The sequence below is a fragment of the Negativicutes bacterium genome (genome assembly GCA_021372785.1).
In the GTDB taxonomy this organism is placed as follows: Bacteria; Bacillota; JAAYKD01; order JAAYKD01; family JAAYKD01; genus JAJFTT01.
The window spans coordinates 1-18,509 of sequence record JAJFTT010000068.1 but is presented as its reverse complement, the minus strand read 5'-3'; the positions used below and the strand labels follow the sequence as shown (position 1 = coordinate 18,509).

Annotated in this window: 19 protein-coding genes; 2 read left to right on the top strand and 17 right to left on the bottom strand. The window is 49.5% G+C overall.

Going from position 1 to position 18,509, the window contains the following annotated elements; genetic code table 11:
* Positions 1-4: 4 nt before the first annotated feature.
* The 6 genes from LLG09_08580 to LLG09_08555 all read right to left on the bottom strand — a co-directional run bounded on the left by LLG09_08580 (position 5) and on the right by LLG09_08555 (position 3,935).
* Positions 5-544 (bottom strand): epoxyqueuosine reductase QueH, encoded by a 540-nt coding sequence (locus LLG09_08580; protein ID MCE5197164.1) that lies wholly within the window; start codon positions 542-544, stop codon positions 5-7.
* Positions 545-559: 15 nt separating this feature from the next.
* Positions 560-1,564 (bottom strand): Holliday junction branch migration DNA helicase RuvB, encoded by a 1,005-nt coding sequence (ruvB, locus tag LLG09_08575; protein MCE5197163.1) that lies wholly within the window; start codon positions 1,562-1,564, stop codon positions 560-562.
* A 72-nt stretch (positions 1,565-1,636) separates the two neighbouring features.
* Entirely contained in the window at positions 1,637-2,248 is a 612-nt protein-coding gene (ruvA, locus tag LLG09_08570; GenBank protein MCE5197162.1) for a Holliday junction branch migration protein RuvA, read from the bottom strand.
* A 21-nt stretch (positions 2,249-2,269) separates the two neighbouring features.
* A complete protein-coding gene (gene ruvC / locus LLG09_08565; protein ID MCE5197161.1) occupies positions 2,270-2,761 on the bottom strand; it encodes a crossover junction endodeoxyribonuclease RuvC in 492 nt (163 codons plus the stop codon).
* Between the two features lie 64 nt (positions 2,762-2,825).
* A complete protein-coding gene (locus LLG09_08560) occupies positions 2,826-3,572 on the bottom strand; it encodes a YebC/PmpR family DNA-binding transcriptional regulator (GenBank protein ID MCE5197160.1) in 747 nt (248 codons plus the stop codon).
* An 18-nt stretch (positions 3,573-3,590) separates the two neighbouring features.
* Positions 3,591-3,935 carry a YlbF family regulator gene (locus tag LLG09_08555; GenBank protein MCE5197159.1) on the bottom strand — a complete coding sequence of 115 codons (345 nt, stop codon included), beginning with the start codon at positions 3,933-3,935 and terminating at the stop codon, positions 3,591-3,593.
* A gap of 177 nt (positions 3,936-4,112) precedes the next feature.
* Between LLG09_08555 and LLG09_08550 the strand changes: the two genes are divergently transcribed.
* Both LLG09_08550 and upp read left to right on the top strand, forming a co-directional pair.
* The gene (locus LLG09_08550) at positions 4,113-6,545 is read left to right on the top strand and encodes a penicillin-binding protein (protein MCE5197158.1); all 2,433 of its coding nucleotides are present in this window, start codon (positions 4,113-4,115) and stop codon (positions 6,543-6,545) included.
* Positions 6,546-6,802: 257 nt separating this feature from the next.
* Positions 6,803-7,435, top strand: coding sequence for a uracil phosphoribosyltransferase (gene upp / locus LLG09_08545; GenBank protein MCE5197157.1), 633 nt, complete (start codon positions 6,803-6,805; stop codon positions 7,433-7,435).
* Between the two features lie 177 nt (positions 7,436-7,612).
* Here upp and LLG09_08540 read toward each other — a convergent pair whose 3' ends face one another.
* The 11 genes from LLG09_08540 to LLG09_08490 form a co-directional block, all read right to left on the bottom strand.
* The gene (locus tag LLG09_08540) at positions 7,613-8,845 is read right to left on the bottom strand and encodes a DUF401 family protein (GenBank protein ID MCE5197156.1); all 1,233 of its coding nucleotides are present in this window, start codon (positions 8,843-8,845) and stop codon (positions 7,613-7,615) included.
* Between the two features lie 153 nt (positions 8,846-8,998).
* A complete protein-coding gene (locus LLG09_08535) occupies positions 8,999-10,978 on the bottom strand; it encodes a sodium-translocating pyrophosphatase (GenBank protein ID MCE5197155.1) in 1,980 nt (659 codons plus the stop codon).
* 75 nt (positions 10,979-11,053) lie between these two features.
* Entirely contained in the window at positions 11,054-11,632 is a 579-nt protein-coding gene (locus tag LLG09_08530; GenBank protein ID MCE5197154.1) for a phosphate propanoyltransferase, read from the bottom strand.
* A gap of 16 nt (positions 11,633-11,648) precedes the next feature.
* Positions 11,649-12,068 (bottom strand): biotin/lipoyl-binding protein, encoded by a 420-nt coding sequence (locus tag LLG09_08525; GenBank protein MCE5197153.1) that lies wholly within the window; start codon positions 12,066-12,068, stop codon positions 11,649-11,651.
* Between the two features lie 28 nt (positions 12,069-12,096).
* Positions 12,097-12,444 carry a hypothetical protein gene (locus LLG09_08520; protein MCE5197152.1) on the bottom strand — a complete coding sequence of 116 codons (348 nt, stop codon included), beginning with the start codon at positions 12,442-12,444 and terminating at the stop codon, positions 12,097-12,099.
* A gap of 12 nt (positions 12,445-12,456) precedes the next feature.
* Positions 12,457-14,001 carry a methylmalonyl-CoA carboxyltransferase gene (locus LLG09_08515; GenBank protein MCE5197151.1) on the bottom strand — a complete coding sequence of 515 codons (1,545 nt, stop codon included), beginning with the start codon at positions 13,999-14,001 and terminating at the stop codon, positions 12,457-12,459.
* A 21-nt stretch (positions 14,002-14,022) separates the two neighbouring features.
* A complete protein-coding gene (gene meaB / locus LLG09_08510; GenBank protein ID MCE5197150.1) occupies positions 14,023-15,426 on the bottom strand; it encodes a methylmalonyl Co-A mutase-associated GTPase MeaB in 1,404 nt (467 codons plus the stop codon).
* On the bottom strand, positions 15,413-15,808 hold the full coding sequence (locus LLG09_08505) for a cobalamin B12-binding domain-containing protein (GenBank protein ID MCE5197149.1): 396 nt from the start codon (positions 15,806-15,808) through the stop codon (positions 15,413-15,415). The genes meaB and LLG09_08505 overlap by 14 nt, the downstream gene beginning before the upstream one ends.
* 15 nt (positions 15,809-15,823) lie before the next feature.
* On the bottom strand, positions 15,824-17,497 hold the full coding sequence (locus LLG09_08500) for a methylmalonyl-CoA mutase family protein (protein MCE5197148.1): 1,674 nt from the start codon (positions 17,495-17,497) through the stop codon (positions 15,824-15,826).
* Positions 17,498-17,678: 181 nt separating this feature from the next.
* On the bottom strand, positions 17,679-18,218 hold the full coding sequence (locus LLG09_08495; GenBank protein MCE5197147.1) for a 2-oxoacid:acceptor oxidoreductase family protein: 540 nt from the start codon (positions 18,216-18,218) through the stop codon (positions 17,679-17,681).
* A partial coding sequence (locus tag LLG09_08490) for a 2-oxoglutarate ferredoxin oxidoreductase subunit beta (protein ID MCE5197146.1) occupies positions 18,218-18,509 on the bottom strand: 292 nt, incomplete at its 5' end. The genes LLG09_08490 and LLG09_08495, both read right to left, overlap by 1 nt.

Genomic DNA, 18,509 nt, shown 5'->3' with positions numbered 1-18,509 from the left:
TGACCTACTCCTTCTGTTGACTGGGAAAATAGCGTTCGTATTCACTCAAAAGGCAGCCGCAATAACCTTGACGATAAAGCTGCCATGCTTTGGCCAGTGCAATGGACCGATGATACTGAGCGCGTAAATCAGGCGTCAGAAAGCTCAGATGGTACTGTTCGGCGAGGGCGCTGCCAATGCGCATAATTTTTTCCCGATCCTGGTAGGGACTGACAAACATGGTTGTACTAAATTCCCGCAGACCCAATTCGCAGGCTTTTTGGGCTGTTTTCTCTAAACGCAGCGCGTAGCAATAGGCACAACGATTGCCTTCCATGTTCAGAACATGGCGTAAAAAATCGAGCGGCTGATAGTTTTCGTCAAGCAAGAGCGGGTACTGTTCCGCTGCGGCAAACTGCAGCAAAGCATCTCGCCGCAATTGATATTCCGCAAAGGATTGAATATTGGGGTTAAAGTAATAAAGCAAAGGTTCACGCTGTTCGCTGCGAAAATGCTCTGCCACCACAGTACTGCAGGGGGCACAGCAGGCATGAAGTAAAATCATCCCTGTCTCCTTCGCTTAAAAAAGCTTAATCTGGCTTGCTTCGAGAATTTCTGCTTTCTCGTTTTCAGCCGGTTCGCGATAGGCAATGCCTAAAAAATCGTAAGCCGCTCGGGTAATGACTCTGCCACGCGGCGTTCGCTGCACGTAACCGATTTGCATCAGATAAGGCTCAATGACATCTTCCAAAGTTTCCGTCTCTTCCTGAATCGAGGCAGCCAGTGTTTCCACGCCGACCGGTCCGCCGTTATAATGCTGAATTGCCGCAGTCAGATACATGCGGTCAATTCGATCAAAACCTTTGTCGTCTACTTCCAGCATCCGCAGAGCATAATCCGCCAACTCGCGTGTAATGCAGCCATTGCCTTGAATCTGCGCAAAGTCACGCACTCGTTTCAGCAAACGGTTGGCGATCCGCGGTGTACCGCGTGATCTGCGGGCGATTTCCTTGGCACCCTGCAGATCAATGTCAACCTGCATGATTTTAGCGGAACGCAGCACCACTTCCTGCAATTGTTCTTCATTATAAAATTCCATGCGGCAGATCACACCGAATCGATCGCGTAAAGGCGGCGAAAGAAAACCGAAGCGGGTGGTAGCTCCAATCAGCGTAAAGGGCTGCAGATCGATCCGAATCGAACGGGCGCTGGGGCCTTTGCCTACCACGATATCAATCGCATAATCTTCCATCGCGGAATAGAGTACTTCTTCTGCGATATGATTGAGCCGATGAATCTCATCGATAAAAAAAACATCACAAGGGCCAAGGTTCGTCAGCAAAGCCGCCAAATCTCCCGCCCGCTCAATCGCCGGTCCGGAGGTCATGCGCAAGTTAACACCCAATTCATTGGCCAGAATATGAGCAAGCGTCGTTTTCCCCAATCCGGGCGGCCCATAGAGCAGAACATGGTCGAGGGCTTCCTTGCGCTGTACGGCGGCTTTGACGAAAACGGAGAGATTGTCCTTGGCTTTATTCTGTCCGATGTATTCTTTCAGGTAACGCGGGCGCAGCGATTTTTCCATCAGTTCTTCTTCCGGTAATTCGTTTGCAGTCAAAATGCGTTCTTCTGACAAAACAATTCCTCCCTTCCTAACCTAAAAGCGCATCAGTAAGCGCAAAGCATCTTTAATCAAAAGTTCCACTGCGGCATCCGGTTTTGTCTCCAAAACAAAATTAATTTGCTTCGTCGCCTCTCTTTGATCATAACCCAGGGCAATCAAAGCCTCAATGGCCTGGCCGGCCGCTGATTCTGCAAAGACGCCTTCCGCAAAAGCAGCGGTTTTTCCTGGCGGGTTGAGATTCAGGCTGCCGACTTTGTTCTTCAGTTCTAAAATCAGACGCTGTGCTGTCTTGACTCCGATGCCCGGCGCTTTTTTTAACTGGGCAACATCTTCATTGACCAGCCACCAGTAAATCTGCGACGGCGGCGCAAAAGACAGGATATTCAGACCGTTTTTCGGACCGATACCGGCAACCGAGATCAGCAATAGAAAGAGTTTCTGCTCTTCTTCCGTCAGGAACCCATAAAGCGAAGATCCGTCTTCCTTTTGATGCAAATGAGTATAAAAAAAGATCGTTTCGTTTAATTTTAAGCGCTGGTAATCCTCCGTGACCGGCGTAAAAAGGCGTAAGCCAAAGCCGCCCACCTCAACCACACAGACACCGCCCTGACAGGCAATGATTTTTCCTCTGATGTAAGCCAGCATGCTTGAATCCTCCTGACAATTTTATCGCATTCCCAAGTTTTTCAGTTTGCGCGACTGCAAATGGCAGATGGCGATGGCCAGCGCATCAGCGGTATCATCCGGCCTCGGGATTTCCCTGAGCGCCAGTAAACGCTTCACCATTTGCTGGACCTGTTGTTTTGAGGCGGCGCCATAACCGCTGACCGCTAACTTGACTTCCATCGGTTTGTATTCCGTCAGGCGCAGTCCCGACTGCTGTGCCGACAATAAAACAACCCCCCTGGCTTGTCCTACGATCAGCGCGGTGGTGACATTCCGACTGAAGAAAAGTTCCTCTACGGCAATTTCAGTCGGTTGGTAAGCCCGAATAATCCGGTTGATTTCGCTGTAGATCGTCGCCAGGCGTTCTGAAGTAGATTGGCTGGAAGGTGTTTCGATACTGCCGTAACAGAGAGGCTTCATCTGCGCTTCGTCCCCTTGCAGAACAGCATAACCGGTGATGGCTATGCCGGGATCGATGCCTATTACTATCATGGAAACTCCTCATTTTTGCTGAAACAACAGGGGAGTGGGTTAAACCATCTCCCCCGCCGCTTCATTATTCCTCTTCTTCGTCCTCTTCGTAATCAGCATTGTCATAGACGTTCTGGACATCGTCACATTCTTCCATCATCGCCAGCAGCTTTTTCAATTTTGGTAATTGTTCCGCGTCAACTTCAATTTTGCTGTTGGGAATCTGTGTAATTTCAGCCAGCAGGAACGTGAATTGAGCGGCTTCCAACGCTTCTTTTACCCGCTCAAAATCATCCGCAGAGGTATAGATTTCGAAGGAATCCTCTGTCGTCTGCAAGTCGTCGCCGCCGGCATCCAGTACCTGCATCAGCATCTCATCTTCGCTGAGCCCGAATTCCTCGCGGTCAATCACCAGCAAACCTTTTCTCTGAAACATCCAGCTGACGCTGCCGGTTTCTCCCATATTGCCGCCGTACTTATCAAATATATGTCTGATATCACCGGCAGCACGGTTGCGGTTATCGGTGAGTACTTCTACGATAATCGCCACTCCGCCGGGAGCATAGCCTTCATAGGTCAGCTCTTCATAATTGGCTCCGTCGGTCTGACCGCTGCCTCTTTGGATTGCTCTTTGAATATTGTCATTCGGCATATTGCTTTCTTTGGCTTTTTGAATCAGAGCCTTCAGTTTTGCATTAAATTCCGGATTGGCTCCGCCGGTTCTGGCTGCCACAATGATTTCTTTGGAAATGACGGCAAACGCTTTCCCTCTGGCCGCATCCACTTTCCCTTTGGTTCGTTTGATATTTGCCCACTTCGAATGTCCTGACATTGTTAAAATCCCCTTTTCCTATTGATTCAGCCAAGTCGCTTCTTTGACTGCCTCGGATAAAATCTTCTGTATTTCGTCCATCATTTGCGCAATCCGCATTTCCAATTCGATGTACTCTTTACATAAAGTATTACCCGACATAATCTGCATCAGTTTTTCCACCTCATCCATCTTCGTCTGGTCGGGGACGACACCGGATTGATATAATTTCAGCAAAGTCTGCTGGCGCTCAAAGAAATCATCCATCATGGCTTTGGCGGCGGCATTATTCTGAATTCTTATTTTCAGCTTTTTCATTTGCTGGATATCCGCCTGCAGGCGCAGCGCATCCGCTAATTCATTGGCTTTATCATAGGGATTCATTCATTTCACTCCTCTAAATTATCCGAATAAAGTATTACCTGTTTCAATTCTGCAAAGAGCGCGAAACTCCTTCTCAGTGCGGGCACAAGTCGTCCGCTTAAAATAAAATTTCAGCTTGGTCTTTTTCAACTGTTATGGTATAATCATATCGATTACTTCCGAAAGGAGGGAACTGTGATGAGTTCCGAAGTAAATGATAAAACTACAGTTATCTTACCTAAAAAGAATAAACCTCGTAAAGACAAAAAAAAATCCCGGCTGGCTAACCTGAAAGAGTCAGCTTTTCTAAAAAAGCTGCAGGGAACTGCCCTGGTGAAAAAGTTTCGCGGCGGCTCACTGCTGAAAAAAATCTTAATAGCAGTGCTTTTAATCGCTTGTCTGGCAGGCGGCATCGGCGTAGGTTGGGCTTATGCTGTGCTGCAGGATCTGCCAGCCCTGGATCCGGATAAGCTGGCGAATCCGGCTGCAGCTTCCACCATCTATGATTCTGACGGCGAGGTTCTGCTTTCCTTATTCGATGGAGAGGATTATCGCCTGCCCGTTGATTTTGACCAGATTTCCGACTGGGTAAAGAAAGCGATCGTTATTTCCGAAGACAAGACCTTCTATCAGCATCATGGCATCAATACCACCGGAACGCTCAGGGCAATTGTCACGCTGGGCCGCGCCGGCGGCGGCAGTTCGATTACTCAACAGCTGGCTCGCAACGTTTACCTGACTCTGGATGTACGGCTGGACCGTAAACTGCGGGAAATGGCTTTGGCGCTGGAACTGGAAAACCTCTACACCAAAGATGAAATTCTCTGCTTTTATTTGAACCAAATCTTTTTCGGCCATTGGGCGCAGGGCGTACAGGCGGGTGCGCAGCTCTACTTTGGCAAAGATGCCAAAGATCTGAATCTGGCTGAGTCCGCCATGCTGGTCGCCATCATCCCCTCTCCCAATCAATACTCGCCTTATAATGATTTTGAGACCGCCAAATTTATGCAGGAAATGTTGTTGGATTTGATGCTGAAGGAAGGTGCGATCAGCAAAGAAGAAGCTGAAGAAGCCAAAACGTATGAAATAAAACTGGCGGGTTTGGAACAAGTTCGTTCTTCCGCTTTTACTTCTACCTATTTTGCCGATTACGTCCTGGAAGAATTGCCTGCTTTGCTCAAATCTTACTACGGTTCCGAAGCAGATGCCAATACGGCGATCCAAACCTATGGTTTAAAAATCTATACCACGCTGGATGCCGAAGCGCAAGCCGCCGTAGACCAGGCGATTGCCGATCAGCTCAGCCCCTATACGGCGCAGGATGCGGATGGAATTTATCAGCGGCAGGCGGCTGCCGTGGTAATAGAACCGGAAACCGGTTATATTGTGGCTATGTCGGGCGGCCGGGAATATCCGAAAAATACCATCGGCGCCTGGAATCGGGCTACCGATTCGCTCAGGCAGCCGGGATCCTCCATCAAACCAATCATCGACTATGCTCCCGGCATCGCTGCCGGTCTGATTACCGCCGCCACTGTTTTCGACGACGTGCCTACTTCCTATCCAACGTACACCGGGGAACCTTGGCAGCCTGCCAATTTTGATAATTTGTATTTCGGTTTGATTTCCGTGCGGGAAGCACTGGCAAGATCAGAGAACATACCGGCCATTAAAACAATGCAGCTGGTCGGTGTCGATCAGTGTCTCTCCTTTGCCAGAAGCATGGGTCTCACCTCTTTGGTTGCCGGCGATCAATCTCTCTCTGCCGCGATTGGCGGTTTAACAAACGGAGTCAATGTGTTGGAAATGACGACTGCTTATGCCACTTTCGCCAATAACGGTGTGAAAACCGACCCGATCGCGGTGCTGGAAGTCAAAGATAAAAATGGCGTGACAATTTATAAAAGCACAGCGCATCGGACCGCCGTCCTGGATGAAAAAACCGCCTATCTCATGACCGACTTATTGAAAACCGTCGTTTCCCTGCCCTACGGCACCGGCCGTCTCGGCCGCCTGGGAGATCGTCCTGTGGCAGCCAAATCCGGCACGACCGATGATTTTAATGATCTCTGGTTCTGCGGTTACACCAGGGATTATGCGGCTACGGTCTGGATTGGGCATGATGAACAGACTCCCATGCCAGACCTCTACGGCAGCGGTCTGGCACCGAAGATCTGGCAGCAATTCATGGCGGCCATTCACACCAATCTGCCTATCCGTGACTGGAGTGCGCCCAGCGAAATTGAGACTGTTCAGGTTTGCAGCGTTTCCGGGAAAAGACCCTCCTCTATCTGCCCAGCCGACGAAATCGTCACGGAGATTTTCCTTAAAGGCAGCGCCCCCGCCGTCAACGACATCTGTTCCACACATGTACAGGCTAAAATTGATACGCGCAATGGCTTGCTGGCCTTACCTTCCACCCCGGCAGAATTTGTTGCCATCCGCGTATTTATTCAGCGGCCGGAACCTTTGCCATATCCCCTGCCTTATGGCAATTATCCGCCGGATGCCGCTCTGGAGGTACCAAAAGCGTTTACCACCGCCGATACCGGCGTTACTCCGGTTGTGCCGGATCCCACTGAGGGAGATCCAAGCAAACCGGAAAAGCCAACCAATCCCGGCGGCCATTAAAAAAAAGAAATACTGCGCTTACGATTTTGTTAAGTGCAGTATTTCTTTTGCCGTTGCGTAAAATCAGCGTTTGCAGACTCTCTTTTCTTGTTTGAACAGCGAAATTCAGCGGCGCTCCTCCTCCGGCTGCAACAATTCAATTGGCTGAAAGGGTTTGTAAAAACTGTTGTCGAAAACTATTTTTCAAAACATCTCTCCTGTTTTTCTTATCCGGCTGCGGTGACATCGATAATTTACGAAAAGGGGTAATCCGTAAAATGATCTGCAATCACGTGCGACAAATCAGTCACCCATTGATTCAGCATAAGATTTCCATGCTGCGAGACAAAACAACCACAGTCAAAGAATTCCGCGAATTGGTTTACGAGGTTGCTCTGCTCCTGGGTTATGAAGCAACCCGCGACCTGACCTTGATCGAAAAAACAATCGCGACACCCCTCTGCCAAACCACCGGCTATTTCGTCGATAAACAGGTTGCTTTGGTGCCGATTCTGCGTGCCGGCCTTGGCATGGTCGATGCCATGATGAGTCTGATACCCGCGGCTAAAATCGGTCATATTGGACTTTACCGCAATCACGAAACTTTGGAACCGGTGGAATATTACTGTAAACTGCCGCCGGATATCGCCGAACGTCAGGTTCTCTTGCTGGACCCCATGCTGGCGACCGGCGGCAGCTCCGCAGCTGCCATTACTTTAGTGAAACAACGCGGCGCACAAAGAATTAAGCTCGTTTGCATTATAGCGGCACCGGAAGGAATCGCTGTGATCGAGAAGGCGCATCCGGATGTGGAAATTATCTGCGGCGCGATCGATGAAGGTTTGAACGAAAACGGATACATTATACCCGGTTTAGGTGATGCCGGCGACCGGCTCTATGGCACAATCTAAGCGGCTGCGATCGTAAACTTTAACAAAGGGGCTGTAGCAAAACGAAATATACCAAAAAAAACAGGGCCTTGTGTCTGCTTTCGCAGCCATTTGGCTCAGTTTTTTTTGGACTGTTTTGCTCTCTCTACTTTAATTTCATAAACTGAGCTTCTGCGCGCTGAAAACCATATCCATCTGCTAGAGCAGAATCCAACGATAGACATAAAACAAGATAAAAGAAGCTGCTGCCAAAACGGGCATCAGTTTGATATTTTCTCTGGTTGCCTCGCCCGTGCTGCAGCCCATGTAAGAATTGCTCAGAATCTGACAAAGATGCAGAGGCGAATAATAATAACCGATAAATGACCAAACACAGACAAAAAAGACATAGATCAGCTTCTCCTCCACACTGATCGGCAGCATCTGAATCAATGGCAGCAGAATACCCAGACTGACCAGATTTAAACCAGTGGCCAGGCCCAAGACGACGGCAATCAGCATTATGACCAAAAGCACACCAAAACCGGAAGAAGCGAGAAAGAGATCAGCGCACAGCTTCATGACGCCGTCCTGACTTTTAATCAGATTCTGTACAAAATACACACCAATCAGCATATAGAGGGTATTAAAATTTACACCTTTCCAGGCTGTTTGCAGGTAGGTGCTCTTTTCCCGGCACAAGAATACGGTCAGAATCACACTGATCAAAACAGAAACCCACATAGGAAAACCAAAAATTAAATTAATCAGAACAATGCTATAGATCGGAAAAAAATTGATGATTAAGTTCTTCACTGCTTCGGCGGCGGAACCTTGCCGGGACGTCGGTTCATAGGCAACGTTGCGCAAAAAAAGCTGATAGGCTGCCATGACATAAAAAACCGCCAGTGGGATGTTCAGCAAAATCAAATGATATATACCGATTTCCGGCAAGATGGAATCAATCAACAGCATGCTGGAGCTGAAGGGCACCAAAAACATGGCGGCAACATGACGAAAAGAGAGATTGATCACGGTTTTGCGATTGGCCGGCAGATGCAGTTTGTCTCCGATGTCTTTGACAAAGGGGGCGGAGAGCATGGCGCCTCCGGGAACCGGCAGCATACCTAAAACGGCCGGCAGAATCATTAATATAATTTTGGGATTGTGTATGAGCACTTCCAAATTACGCACAATCTTCTCCAGAATGCCATAATGCTTGAGAATCGTTCCCAGCATACCGATCATGATCACGGCCAGCATACTGTTCTGCAGAGAGGGAGAAGTAAACACAGCCAGAAATGAGTCCTTGACGGTGGTGAAATCAATCCCGGCAAACAGACTCATCAACAAACCGGTGATCATTAAAGCGCCGCCAAACCCAAGTTTTTTAATCCGGGTCAGGAAAGGTAAACACACAAAAGCAGCAGCAATACCTAAGATTTGATTCATGATGTTCCTTACTCCTTTGAAAAAAAATCGCAGCCGGAGAGGAAAAGAGTTGAATTTCTGCTTTGAAATGAGAAATTGCTCCTGAATCTACAAAAACAGGAGCAATTTCATCTGCTCAAGTTTCAAACCGAGCACATCCTATATTATAAAAAATCAGAGGAATAAACCACCAAAGGTTAAGGCAACGATCGACATCAGCTTGATTAAAATATTCATAGAAGGACCTGAAGTATCTTTATAGGGGTCACCGACGGTATCGCCGACCACCGCTGCTGCATGCGCTGGGGTGCCTTTGCCGCCGTAGGCGCCGCCTTCAATATATTTTTTGGCATTATCCCAGGCACCGCCTGAGTTGGACATCTGAATCGCCAATAAAACACCGGTTATGGTTGCTCCCATCAGCAAGCCGGCCACCGCATATTTACCTAAAATCAAACCGGTGGCTATCGGACTGACCACAGCGATGATACTGGGCAGAATCATTTCCTTTAAGGCGGCCGCTGTGGAAATGTCCACGCAGCGCGCGTAATCCGGTTTGCCGCTGCCTTCCATGATGCCTGGAATTTCTTTGAACTGGCGGCGCACTTCAAGAATCATCTTTTGCGCAGCCTTACTGACCGCTTCCATGGTCAGCGCGCCAAACAAAAACGGCAGCATACCGCCGATGAACAATCCGACAATGACTTTTGGTTCCAACAGATTGATCATATCCAATTTTACACTGGCTGCAAAAGCTGAAATCAGGGACAGTGCAGTCAGCGCTGCGGACCCAACGGCGAATCCTTTACCAACGGCTGCTGTCGTATTGCCAACTGCATCCAATTGATCTGTAATGGCACGTACACTCTCATCCATGCCTGCCATTTCGGCGATACCGCCGGCATTATCAGAAACGGGGCCATAGGCATCGACGGCAACCGTCATGCCGGTTGTCGAAAGCATGCCAACCGCAGCGAGGGCGATGCCAAACAAGCCGGCAAAATGATAAGCTACTAAAACTGCGATGCTGATCAGAAAAATCGGAGCCGCTGTGGAATACATACCGACGGCCAAACCGGAGATGATGGTGGTGGCGGCGCCGGATTGAGAGGCTTCCGCGATTCCCTTCACCGGTTGGTAATCAGAAGAAGTATAGTATTCCGTGATCGAACCGATGGCAATCCCGGCGATCAGTCCGGAGACGGTAGCAAAGAAAATGTTCCAGGTAGTTACACCCATCAAAGCAAACGCTGCCGAAACCGCAATTACCAAACCCCCGGAAAGATAGGTACCGGTATTGAGTGCTTTTTGCGGATTGTCGCTTTCGCTACCTGTGACAAAGCGTGAGCCAATGATAGCGGCAGCCGTACCGCTGGCGGCTAAAAGGAGCGGATAGAGGATCATTTGATTGCCTAACTTGCTGCTGAAGGCAATCGACATGGCGGCAATGATGGAGCTGACAAACGATTCAAAAAGATCCGCTCCCATACCGGCGACATCACCGACATTATCCCCCACGTTATCGGCAATGACCGCTGGATTGCGCGGATCGTCCTCCGGAATTCCCGCTTCGACTTTTCCGACCAAATCGGCGCCGACATCCGCCGCTTTGGTATAAATACCGCCGCCGACACGGGCGAACAGCGCGATGGAGCTGGCGCCCAGCGCAAAACCGTTGACAATATCCGGATCTTGAAAGATCAGATAAAGGACAGAAACACCGGCTAAACCCAAGCCCACAACGCACATCCCCATCACGGCGCCGCTGCTGAAGGCAATCTTCAGGGCTTTGCTTTGACCCGACCTCGCCGCCTCCGCGGTGCGCATATTGGCTTTGGTTGCGACAATCATACCGAAATAACCGGAGAGGATGGAACAAACAGAACCGCAAACAAAAGCAATTGCTGTCTGCGGTTTCATTATTTGCGGAGCAAAAACTCCGAGTGCAACAATCGCCGATGCAACAATCAGAATAAACCAAACCAGGGTTTTGTACTCTCTCGCTAAGAAAGCCATGGCGCCTTCGTGAATGGCATTGCCAATTTCCTGCATCCTGGCATTGCCGGCAGGCTGTTTGCTAATGTTTTGCGCAAGATAAAACGCATAAAGCAGGGCAATCAAACCAACACCTGCCGCAATGTACTCATAGGGCATAGTAAAATGCCTCCTTTTTTCGCCGCAGGGAGCGCAAAGTGAATTGCGTTCCCTGTATTGTATTTTGGAAGTAAACTATTTCAGAATTTCTGCAATATCGCCATTTTTTAAACCGGCTGCATTGGCTTCGTCTGTATCAACATGGAATTCCAAGGCAAAATTAGGAGCTACCCGCGCCAAAACATTCTCGAAAATCAGGCTGCGGGAATTACCGCGGGTCCTGACGCTGATGATATCTTTATCTTTGATGCCGTAAGGCGCGGCATCGTCCGGATGGAAGTGAACATGACGCATGGCAACGATCACACCTTCGGTCAGGGCGACACTGCCTTTGGGACCTTCCAAAAGAATGGCAGCGGAGCCAGACAAATTACCGCTGTCACGCACCGGTGCTTGAATTCCAAGCGTGAAGCAATCGGTCAGAGAAATTTCTATTTGCGTTTGCTTGCGCAGCGGACCTAAAACACGCACATTTTTGATTGTGTTTTTCGGACCGACGAAATTGACCTTTTCCTCACAGGCATATTGACCCGGTTGACCCAATGCTTTAAAGGAATTCAAACAAGCGTCTTCTCCGAATAAGGTGATTAAATCTTTTTGTGAAAGATGAAGATGGCGGGCCGAAACACCGCAGACTACTTCTAAGTTTTTCACGCTGGTCCTCCTCCCTCTATTGAACCTCTACCATTGGATCGCCGGAATTTACACTGTCGCCTTTATTGACAAAAATCGCTTTGATCGTGCAGTCATTCTCTGCCACGATTTCGTTTTCCATCTTCATGGCTTCCAAAATCAAGATCAGATCGCCGGCTTTGACTTTACTGCCCACCTGGACTTTTATATCGAGAATCGTGCCGGGAATCGGCGCTGCAATCACCGTTCCGCTGCCGCTGGGAGCAGCCGCCGGTTTGGGAGCAGGCGCTGCTTTCGGCGCCGCAGCGGCCGAAGCGGCAGCGACCGGAGTGGCAGCCGCTTTCGGCGCAGTAAGCACCGCAGCGCCGGCCGGCGTCATCGTCGCGGCAGAAGCGCCCATTTCTTCAACCGCTACTTCATAGGAAACACCATTGACTGTAATCAGGTACGTTTTCATGTTATTTCTCCTCCAAACTTTGCTTGCATTAAAGATTGTAGATATTTTGACGGCTGGCTATAGTTTCCTGTCTGGCTGCCGCTGCCCAGCCGTTTTCTAAATGCACCAGACGATGAATACTGCTGATCTTAATTCCGGTTGTTTCTTGGCCTAAATACGCAGCCAGCGCTGCTGAGATTACTGCAATCAATGCCAAATCTTCGGCAGCGCCCAATTCGGTTTCCTCCTGCAAGACTTCTTGCCGGGCATAGGCTTCTTCGGTTGCTTCCGCTGCCGCATCCGCAGGAGTGTTGCTTTTGGCTCTCATAAAATAGAACAGACCAAACAAAACAAAACCTGCCAGCAGGACATATTTCAGGATCAGATCTGTCGACATAGGATAGCCTCCTTAAACGGGTAAGTTGCCGTGCTTTTTGGCCGGGCGCGTTTCCCGCTTGGTTATACACATTTCCAAAGCGTTGATTAAAGTGGGTCTGATCACAGCCGGATCAATCACATCATCTACAAATCCCCGTGCTGCCGCCACATAGGGATTGGCGAATTTGTTGCGGTATTCATCAATTTTTTCCTGACGCATGCTTTGCGGATCCGCCGCGTCCTTGATGGCATCCTTAAAAATAATATTCGCGGCGCCATCGGGTCCCATCACGGCAATTTCAGCATTGGGCAGCGCAAAAACCATGTCTGCCCCGAGATGGTGACTGCACATCGCAATATACGCGCCGCCATATGCCTTGCGGGTGATCAAAGTCAGTTTCGGTACATTGGCTTCCGAATAAGCATAAAGCAATTTGGCACCGTGACGAATCACACCGCCATGTTCCTGAGAAACGCCGGGCAGATAGCCGGGCGTATCGGTGAAGGTAAGCAAAGGAATATTGAAGGCATCACAGAAACGGATAAAGCGGCTGGCTTTATCGGAAGCATTGATATCCAGGCAGCCGGCCATCACTTTGGGCTGGTTGGCGATGATGCCAACGCTACGGCCATTGAGACGACCAAACGCGGTGACGATATTGGCCGCATAAGCGGGCTGCACTTCAAAGAAGTCATGATCATCCACCACATTGGTGATGATATCGCGCATATCGTAAGGACGATTCGGGCTGTCGGGAATAATAGCGCGCAAAGCCTCGTCCGTCCGGGTGGGAAGATCCGCGGTCGGCACTACCGGCGTGGTTTCCAGATTGTTGGAGGGGAGGAAACTGATCAGACGGCGCACCAGATTCAAACATTCCTCGTCGGTTTTGGCAACAAAGTGCGCCACACCGCTGGTGGAAGCATGCACTCCGGCGCCCCCCAACTGATCGGCAGTCACGTCTTCTCCGGTGACGGATTTGACGACCTGCGGTCCGGTGATAAACATATTGGCGTATTCCGTCATAAAAATGAAATCCGTCAGGGCGGGAGAATAGACAGCGCCGCCGGCACAGGGTCCCATGATGACGGAAATCTGCGGAATCACACCGGAAGCCATGGTGTTACGATAGAAAATCTCACCGTACCCTTTCAAAGCATCGACGCCTTCCTGAATTCTGGCGCCGCCGGAGTCGTTGACTGAGACAAAAGGTGCTCCCATTTTAACGGCCAGATCCATTGCTTTGCAGATTTTTCCTGCATGCATTTCGCCCAAAGAGCCGCCAATCACCGTGAAATCCTGTGCTGCCGCAAAGACCAGCCGTCCGTCTATCGTGCCATACCCGGTGACGACGCCTTCGCCCGGCGCTTCGGTTTTATCCATTCCGAAGGCTGTGCAGCGGTGGGTGACAAAAGCGTCCAATTCCACAAAGCTGTCCGGATCGAACAGCTTTGCGAGGCGTTCGCGGGCAGTCAACTTACCGCTGCTATGCTGACGCTGCACTCTTTTTTCACCGCCGCCGGCTGCTACTTCGGCACGTTTTTGAGTTAGTTCATTGATTTTTTCGATCGACATAAGTGCTACCTCCTGCTGGTTTTAGTGTTTTTCACACAATTCTACCAAAACACCGTAAGTAGATTTGGGATGTACGAAAGCAACGCGGGAACCTGCCGCACCAATCTTCGGAGTCTCATCAATTAATCGAGCTCCCCCTGCCTTCAACTGCGCCAATGCCGCTTCGATATCGTCGACAGCATAGGCGACATGGGCGATTCCTTCGCCGCGTTTTTCAATTGTTTTCGCGATCGGACTCTCGGCGCAGGTCGGTTCTAAAAGTTCAATTCTGCTATCCCCAATTTTCAGTATGGCAACATTGACTTTTTGCTCTTCTACCGTTTCGCTGCCAATCAGCTCCATCCCCATCACATCATGATAGAATTTCGTTGCCTCCTGCAAATTATTCACTGCAATTCCCAAATGATCAATTTTTTGTAACATAGTTGTCCTCCTTTGCTTCGACTCGTTTCCGGCAGACGATTGCATTTGACGTAAGATACGCTTCGCTTCCGTATAGGCATTGGTTTTACCCGCCGACAAATCAGCCAGCAAAGCAGCGCGTTCCAGATAAAGAGGACTCTGTTCGAGTTTTGCCTGCCATTGGGCAATAACATTGCTCTCCAGCTCTTTCCATAAGCGCGCTTCTCGTTTCATCTGCCATTTCCCGCTTTGTATGGCACTGTTTTTAAAACTCTCCATTGCGCTGATCAGTTCGTTGATTCCCACGCCGGTTGTGGAAACAGTCTTCAAAACCGGCGGACGCAAACTCCCCTTCGGTGCCAGATCAAGCATCATATTGATTTCTGTGACAACTCGCTCTGCACCTTCTCTGTCTGCTTTATTCACAACAAAAATATCTCCGATTTCCATCACACCGGCTTTAATGATTTGAATATCATCACCTAAACCCGGGACCGAAACCACAACGGTAATGTCGGCGGCCTCCACGATTTCCGTTTCAGCCTGTCCGATCCCGACTGTTTCAACCAAAATCAGATCAAAGCCGAAAGCATCCAAAATCTTGACCGCATCCTGCGTCGCGGCGGATAAACCACCCAAACGCCCGCGCGAACCCATGCTGCGGATATAAACGCCGCTGTCCGTAAAACTATCACTCATTCGGATGCGGTCGCCTAAAATAGCTCCGCCACTGTATGGGCTGGTCGGATCAATTAAAATAACGCCGATGGTTCGATTGGTTTTGCGAAATGCTTGAATCAACTTGCCGGTTAATGTACTTTTGCCGGCACCGGGCGGTCCGGTAATACCGATAATATCGGCGTGGCCTAAGCTGCAGGTCTGATGAATCTCTCCCATCAATGGCCTCGCCTGTAAATAATGGTTCTCCACATAAGTGATGCATTTGGCTAAAGCCCGCCGGTTTTGCTGTTTCAGCCCCGTCAGCAGGCTCTTCTCTGTTTCTGTCAGCTTATTTTCGGACATTTTTCAGAACATAATCGATGCAGGTTGTGGTTGGGGTGCCCGGTGTGAAAATTTCCAGGACACCGCTTTCCTTCAGGTAAGGAATATCTTCGCTGGGGATAACACCGCCGCCAATTACTTTGATATCGGCTGCATCTTTTGCTTTCAGCAATTCAACAACTCTGGGGAATAAAGTATTATGAGCACCGGAAAGGCAGGATAAGCCGATCAGGTCGACATCTTCTTGTATCGCAGTTTCCACAATCTGTTCAGGAGTCTGGCGCAAACCGGTATAAATGACTTCCATACCGGCATCGCGGAAGGCGCGGGCAATCACTTTGGCACCGCGGTCATGTCCATCTAAACCCGGTTTGGCAATTAAAACACGAATGGGATTTGACATTCAAACAACCTCCTTTTATATTGTAACAGAAGCCTGGTATTCACCGAACACTTCTCTTAACACATCACAGATTTCACCCAGTGTGGCATAAACCTTGACTGCTTTCAGGATGACAGGCATTAAATTATCGCTTCCTTGCGCAACTTGGCGCAATTCGGCAAGAGCAGCCGTAACAGCAGCCTGATCACGTTTTGCTTTTAATTCCCGGAGTTTCTCTGTTTGTTTGACACCGATACTGGGGTCCACACGCAGCAGACCTTTGGGCGCGCCTTCTTCGATCGTGAATTTATTCACGCCAACCACGATACGCTCCCCTTTTTCAATTTCCTGCTGCCAACGATAGGCGCTGTTTTGAATTTCCTGCTGCATATAACCATTCTCGATGGCCATTACGGAACCGCCCAGCTCGTCGATTTTTTTCAGATAGACATCGGCCGCTTTTTCCAGCGTATTGGTCAGTGATTCCACATAATAAGAGCCGGCCAAAGGATCAATCGTATCACCGGCGCCGCTTTCGTAGGCGATGATCTGCTGGGTCCGCAAAGCGATGCGCACGGCATCCTCGGTAGGTAAGGCCAATGCTTCATCACGGGAATTGGTATGCAGACTCTGCGTGCCGCCCAACACCGCTGCCAGGGCCTGCAAAGTGACCCGCACGATGTTATTATCCGGCTGCTGAGCGGTCAGCATGGAACCGGCGGTTTGCGTATGGAAACGCAGCATCAAAGATTTATCTTTTTTCGCGCCAAAGCGTTCTTTCATAATTTTCGCCCAGAGACGGCGTGCCGCGCGAAATTTAGCTACCTCTTCAAATAAATCGCTGTGGGCATTGAAAAAGAAAGACAGACGCGGCGCAAATTCGTCCACATCCATACCGGCTTTGATCGCCGCTTCCACATAAGCGATGCCATCGGCCAGCGTAAATGCAATTTCCTGAGCTGCATTGGAACCCGCTTCCCGGATATGATAACCGGAGATACTGATGGTATTCCACTCCGGCACATTCTTGTAGCAGTATTCAAAAATATTGGTAATCAGCCGCATCGACGGTTTTGGCGGAAAAATATAGGTGCCGCGCGCAATGTATTCTTTTAGTATATCATTTTGAATCGTACCGTTCAATTTGTTGGCCGCTATCCCCTGCTTTTCGCCGACAGCAATATACATAGCCAGTAAAACGGCAGCCGGGGCATTGATCGTCATCGAAGTGCTGACCTTATCCAAAGGAATGCCGTTGAATAAAATCTCCATATCGGCCAAAGAATCGATAGCGACGCCGACTTTGCCAACTTCACCCTGGGACAAAGCATGATCTGAGTCATAACCAATCTGTGTCGGCAGATCAAAAGCGATGGAGAGACCGGTTTGACCTTGCTGCAGCAGATATTTATAACGTTCGTTGGATTCTTCCGCTTTGCCGAAGCCGGCGTATTGCCGCATCGTCCAGAAACGACCGCGATAGAGAGTGGGCTGCACCCCACGGGTATAGGGATATTCCCCCGGCATACCCAGATCACGGTTATAATCCAACTCTTGCACATCAAGGGGTGTATAAGCACGTTTTACTTCAAAGCCGGAAGTGTTTTGAAAGGGATTCTTCCGTTCCGGAAAACGAGATATTGTCTTGGCGACAGTACCCTTCTCCCATGCCTCTACGTTTTGTCTGATTTCTTCCATGTTATTTGACATACAGTTCGCCTCCGATTTTGTTGATTCAGGTTTCAAACGAAGTATAAGTTACCCTCTCAAAGCATAGCAACCTCGAGAGGGTATCCTGCTTTCCTGCCGGCCGGGACTGCAAAGTTTGTCCGGACAGATTGCTGAGATTCCAGAACTGCTCTGCCGCTTAGACCCGACAAACACGAAATAACTAAGCAATTAATTGTTTGGCAGCGGCAACTCCGGCCGCCAGCGCTTTTTTATTTAACTCTTCCGTCCCTTTCGGCACGCGATCCAATACCGCTTCTTCTAAAGCCGTATAGCTGACACATTGAGTCAAGGTCACCAAAGCGCCCAGGGTGATGATATTCGCGACGACCGGACGCAATTGAGTCCTGGCAATTTCCGTCACCGCGATCTGATAGACGCGATAAGCTGCGTCACTGTCCACCACAATACCGGCATCCAGCATCACAATGGAATCAGGCATTAAACCGGATTTATAAATATCATAGGCTTGTTGGGTCAAAGCGACTAAAATATTTGGCTGCGTCACTTTGGGGTAATTGATCTCCTTTTCGGAAATAATGACTTCCGCTTTGCTGGCGCCGCCGCGGGCTTCCGGTCCGTAAGACTGACTTTGCAGCGCATTCAGGCCATCAAGCAAAGCAGCTTCTGCCAGAATGATCCCGGCGGTAATGATTCCCTGCCCGCCTGAGCCGCTGAGGCGTATTTCGGTTTGTTGATTCATTATTTTCCCGCCTCCGCGCTTAAGATTGTCCTGGCATACTGCTCGCAGTATTCCGGCTCCGGTTTATAGTATAACTCGCCGGTCAGGAATTTATCGTCCAGTTGTTCAACCGTCATTTTTTCGGCGGCTTTGACCGGTACGGCGTGATCCTTTTGCCAGGTCATCATCTCCACCGGTCCACCCATTTTGTTCTTGCGGCCAAAATAAGTCGGGCAGGCCGTAATGGCTTCAATCAGGGAAAAGCCTTTGTTTTGAATGCCGCTCTTGATCAGGTCTTTCAGCTGATTGGCG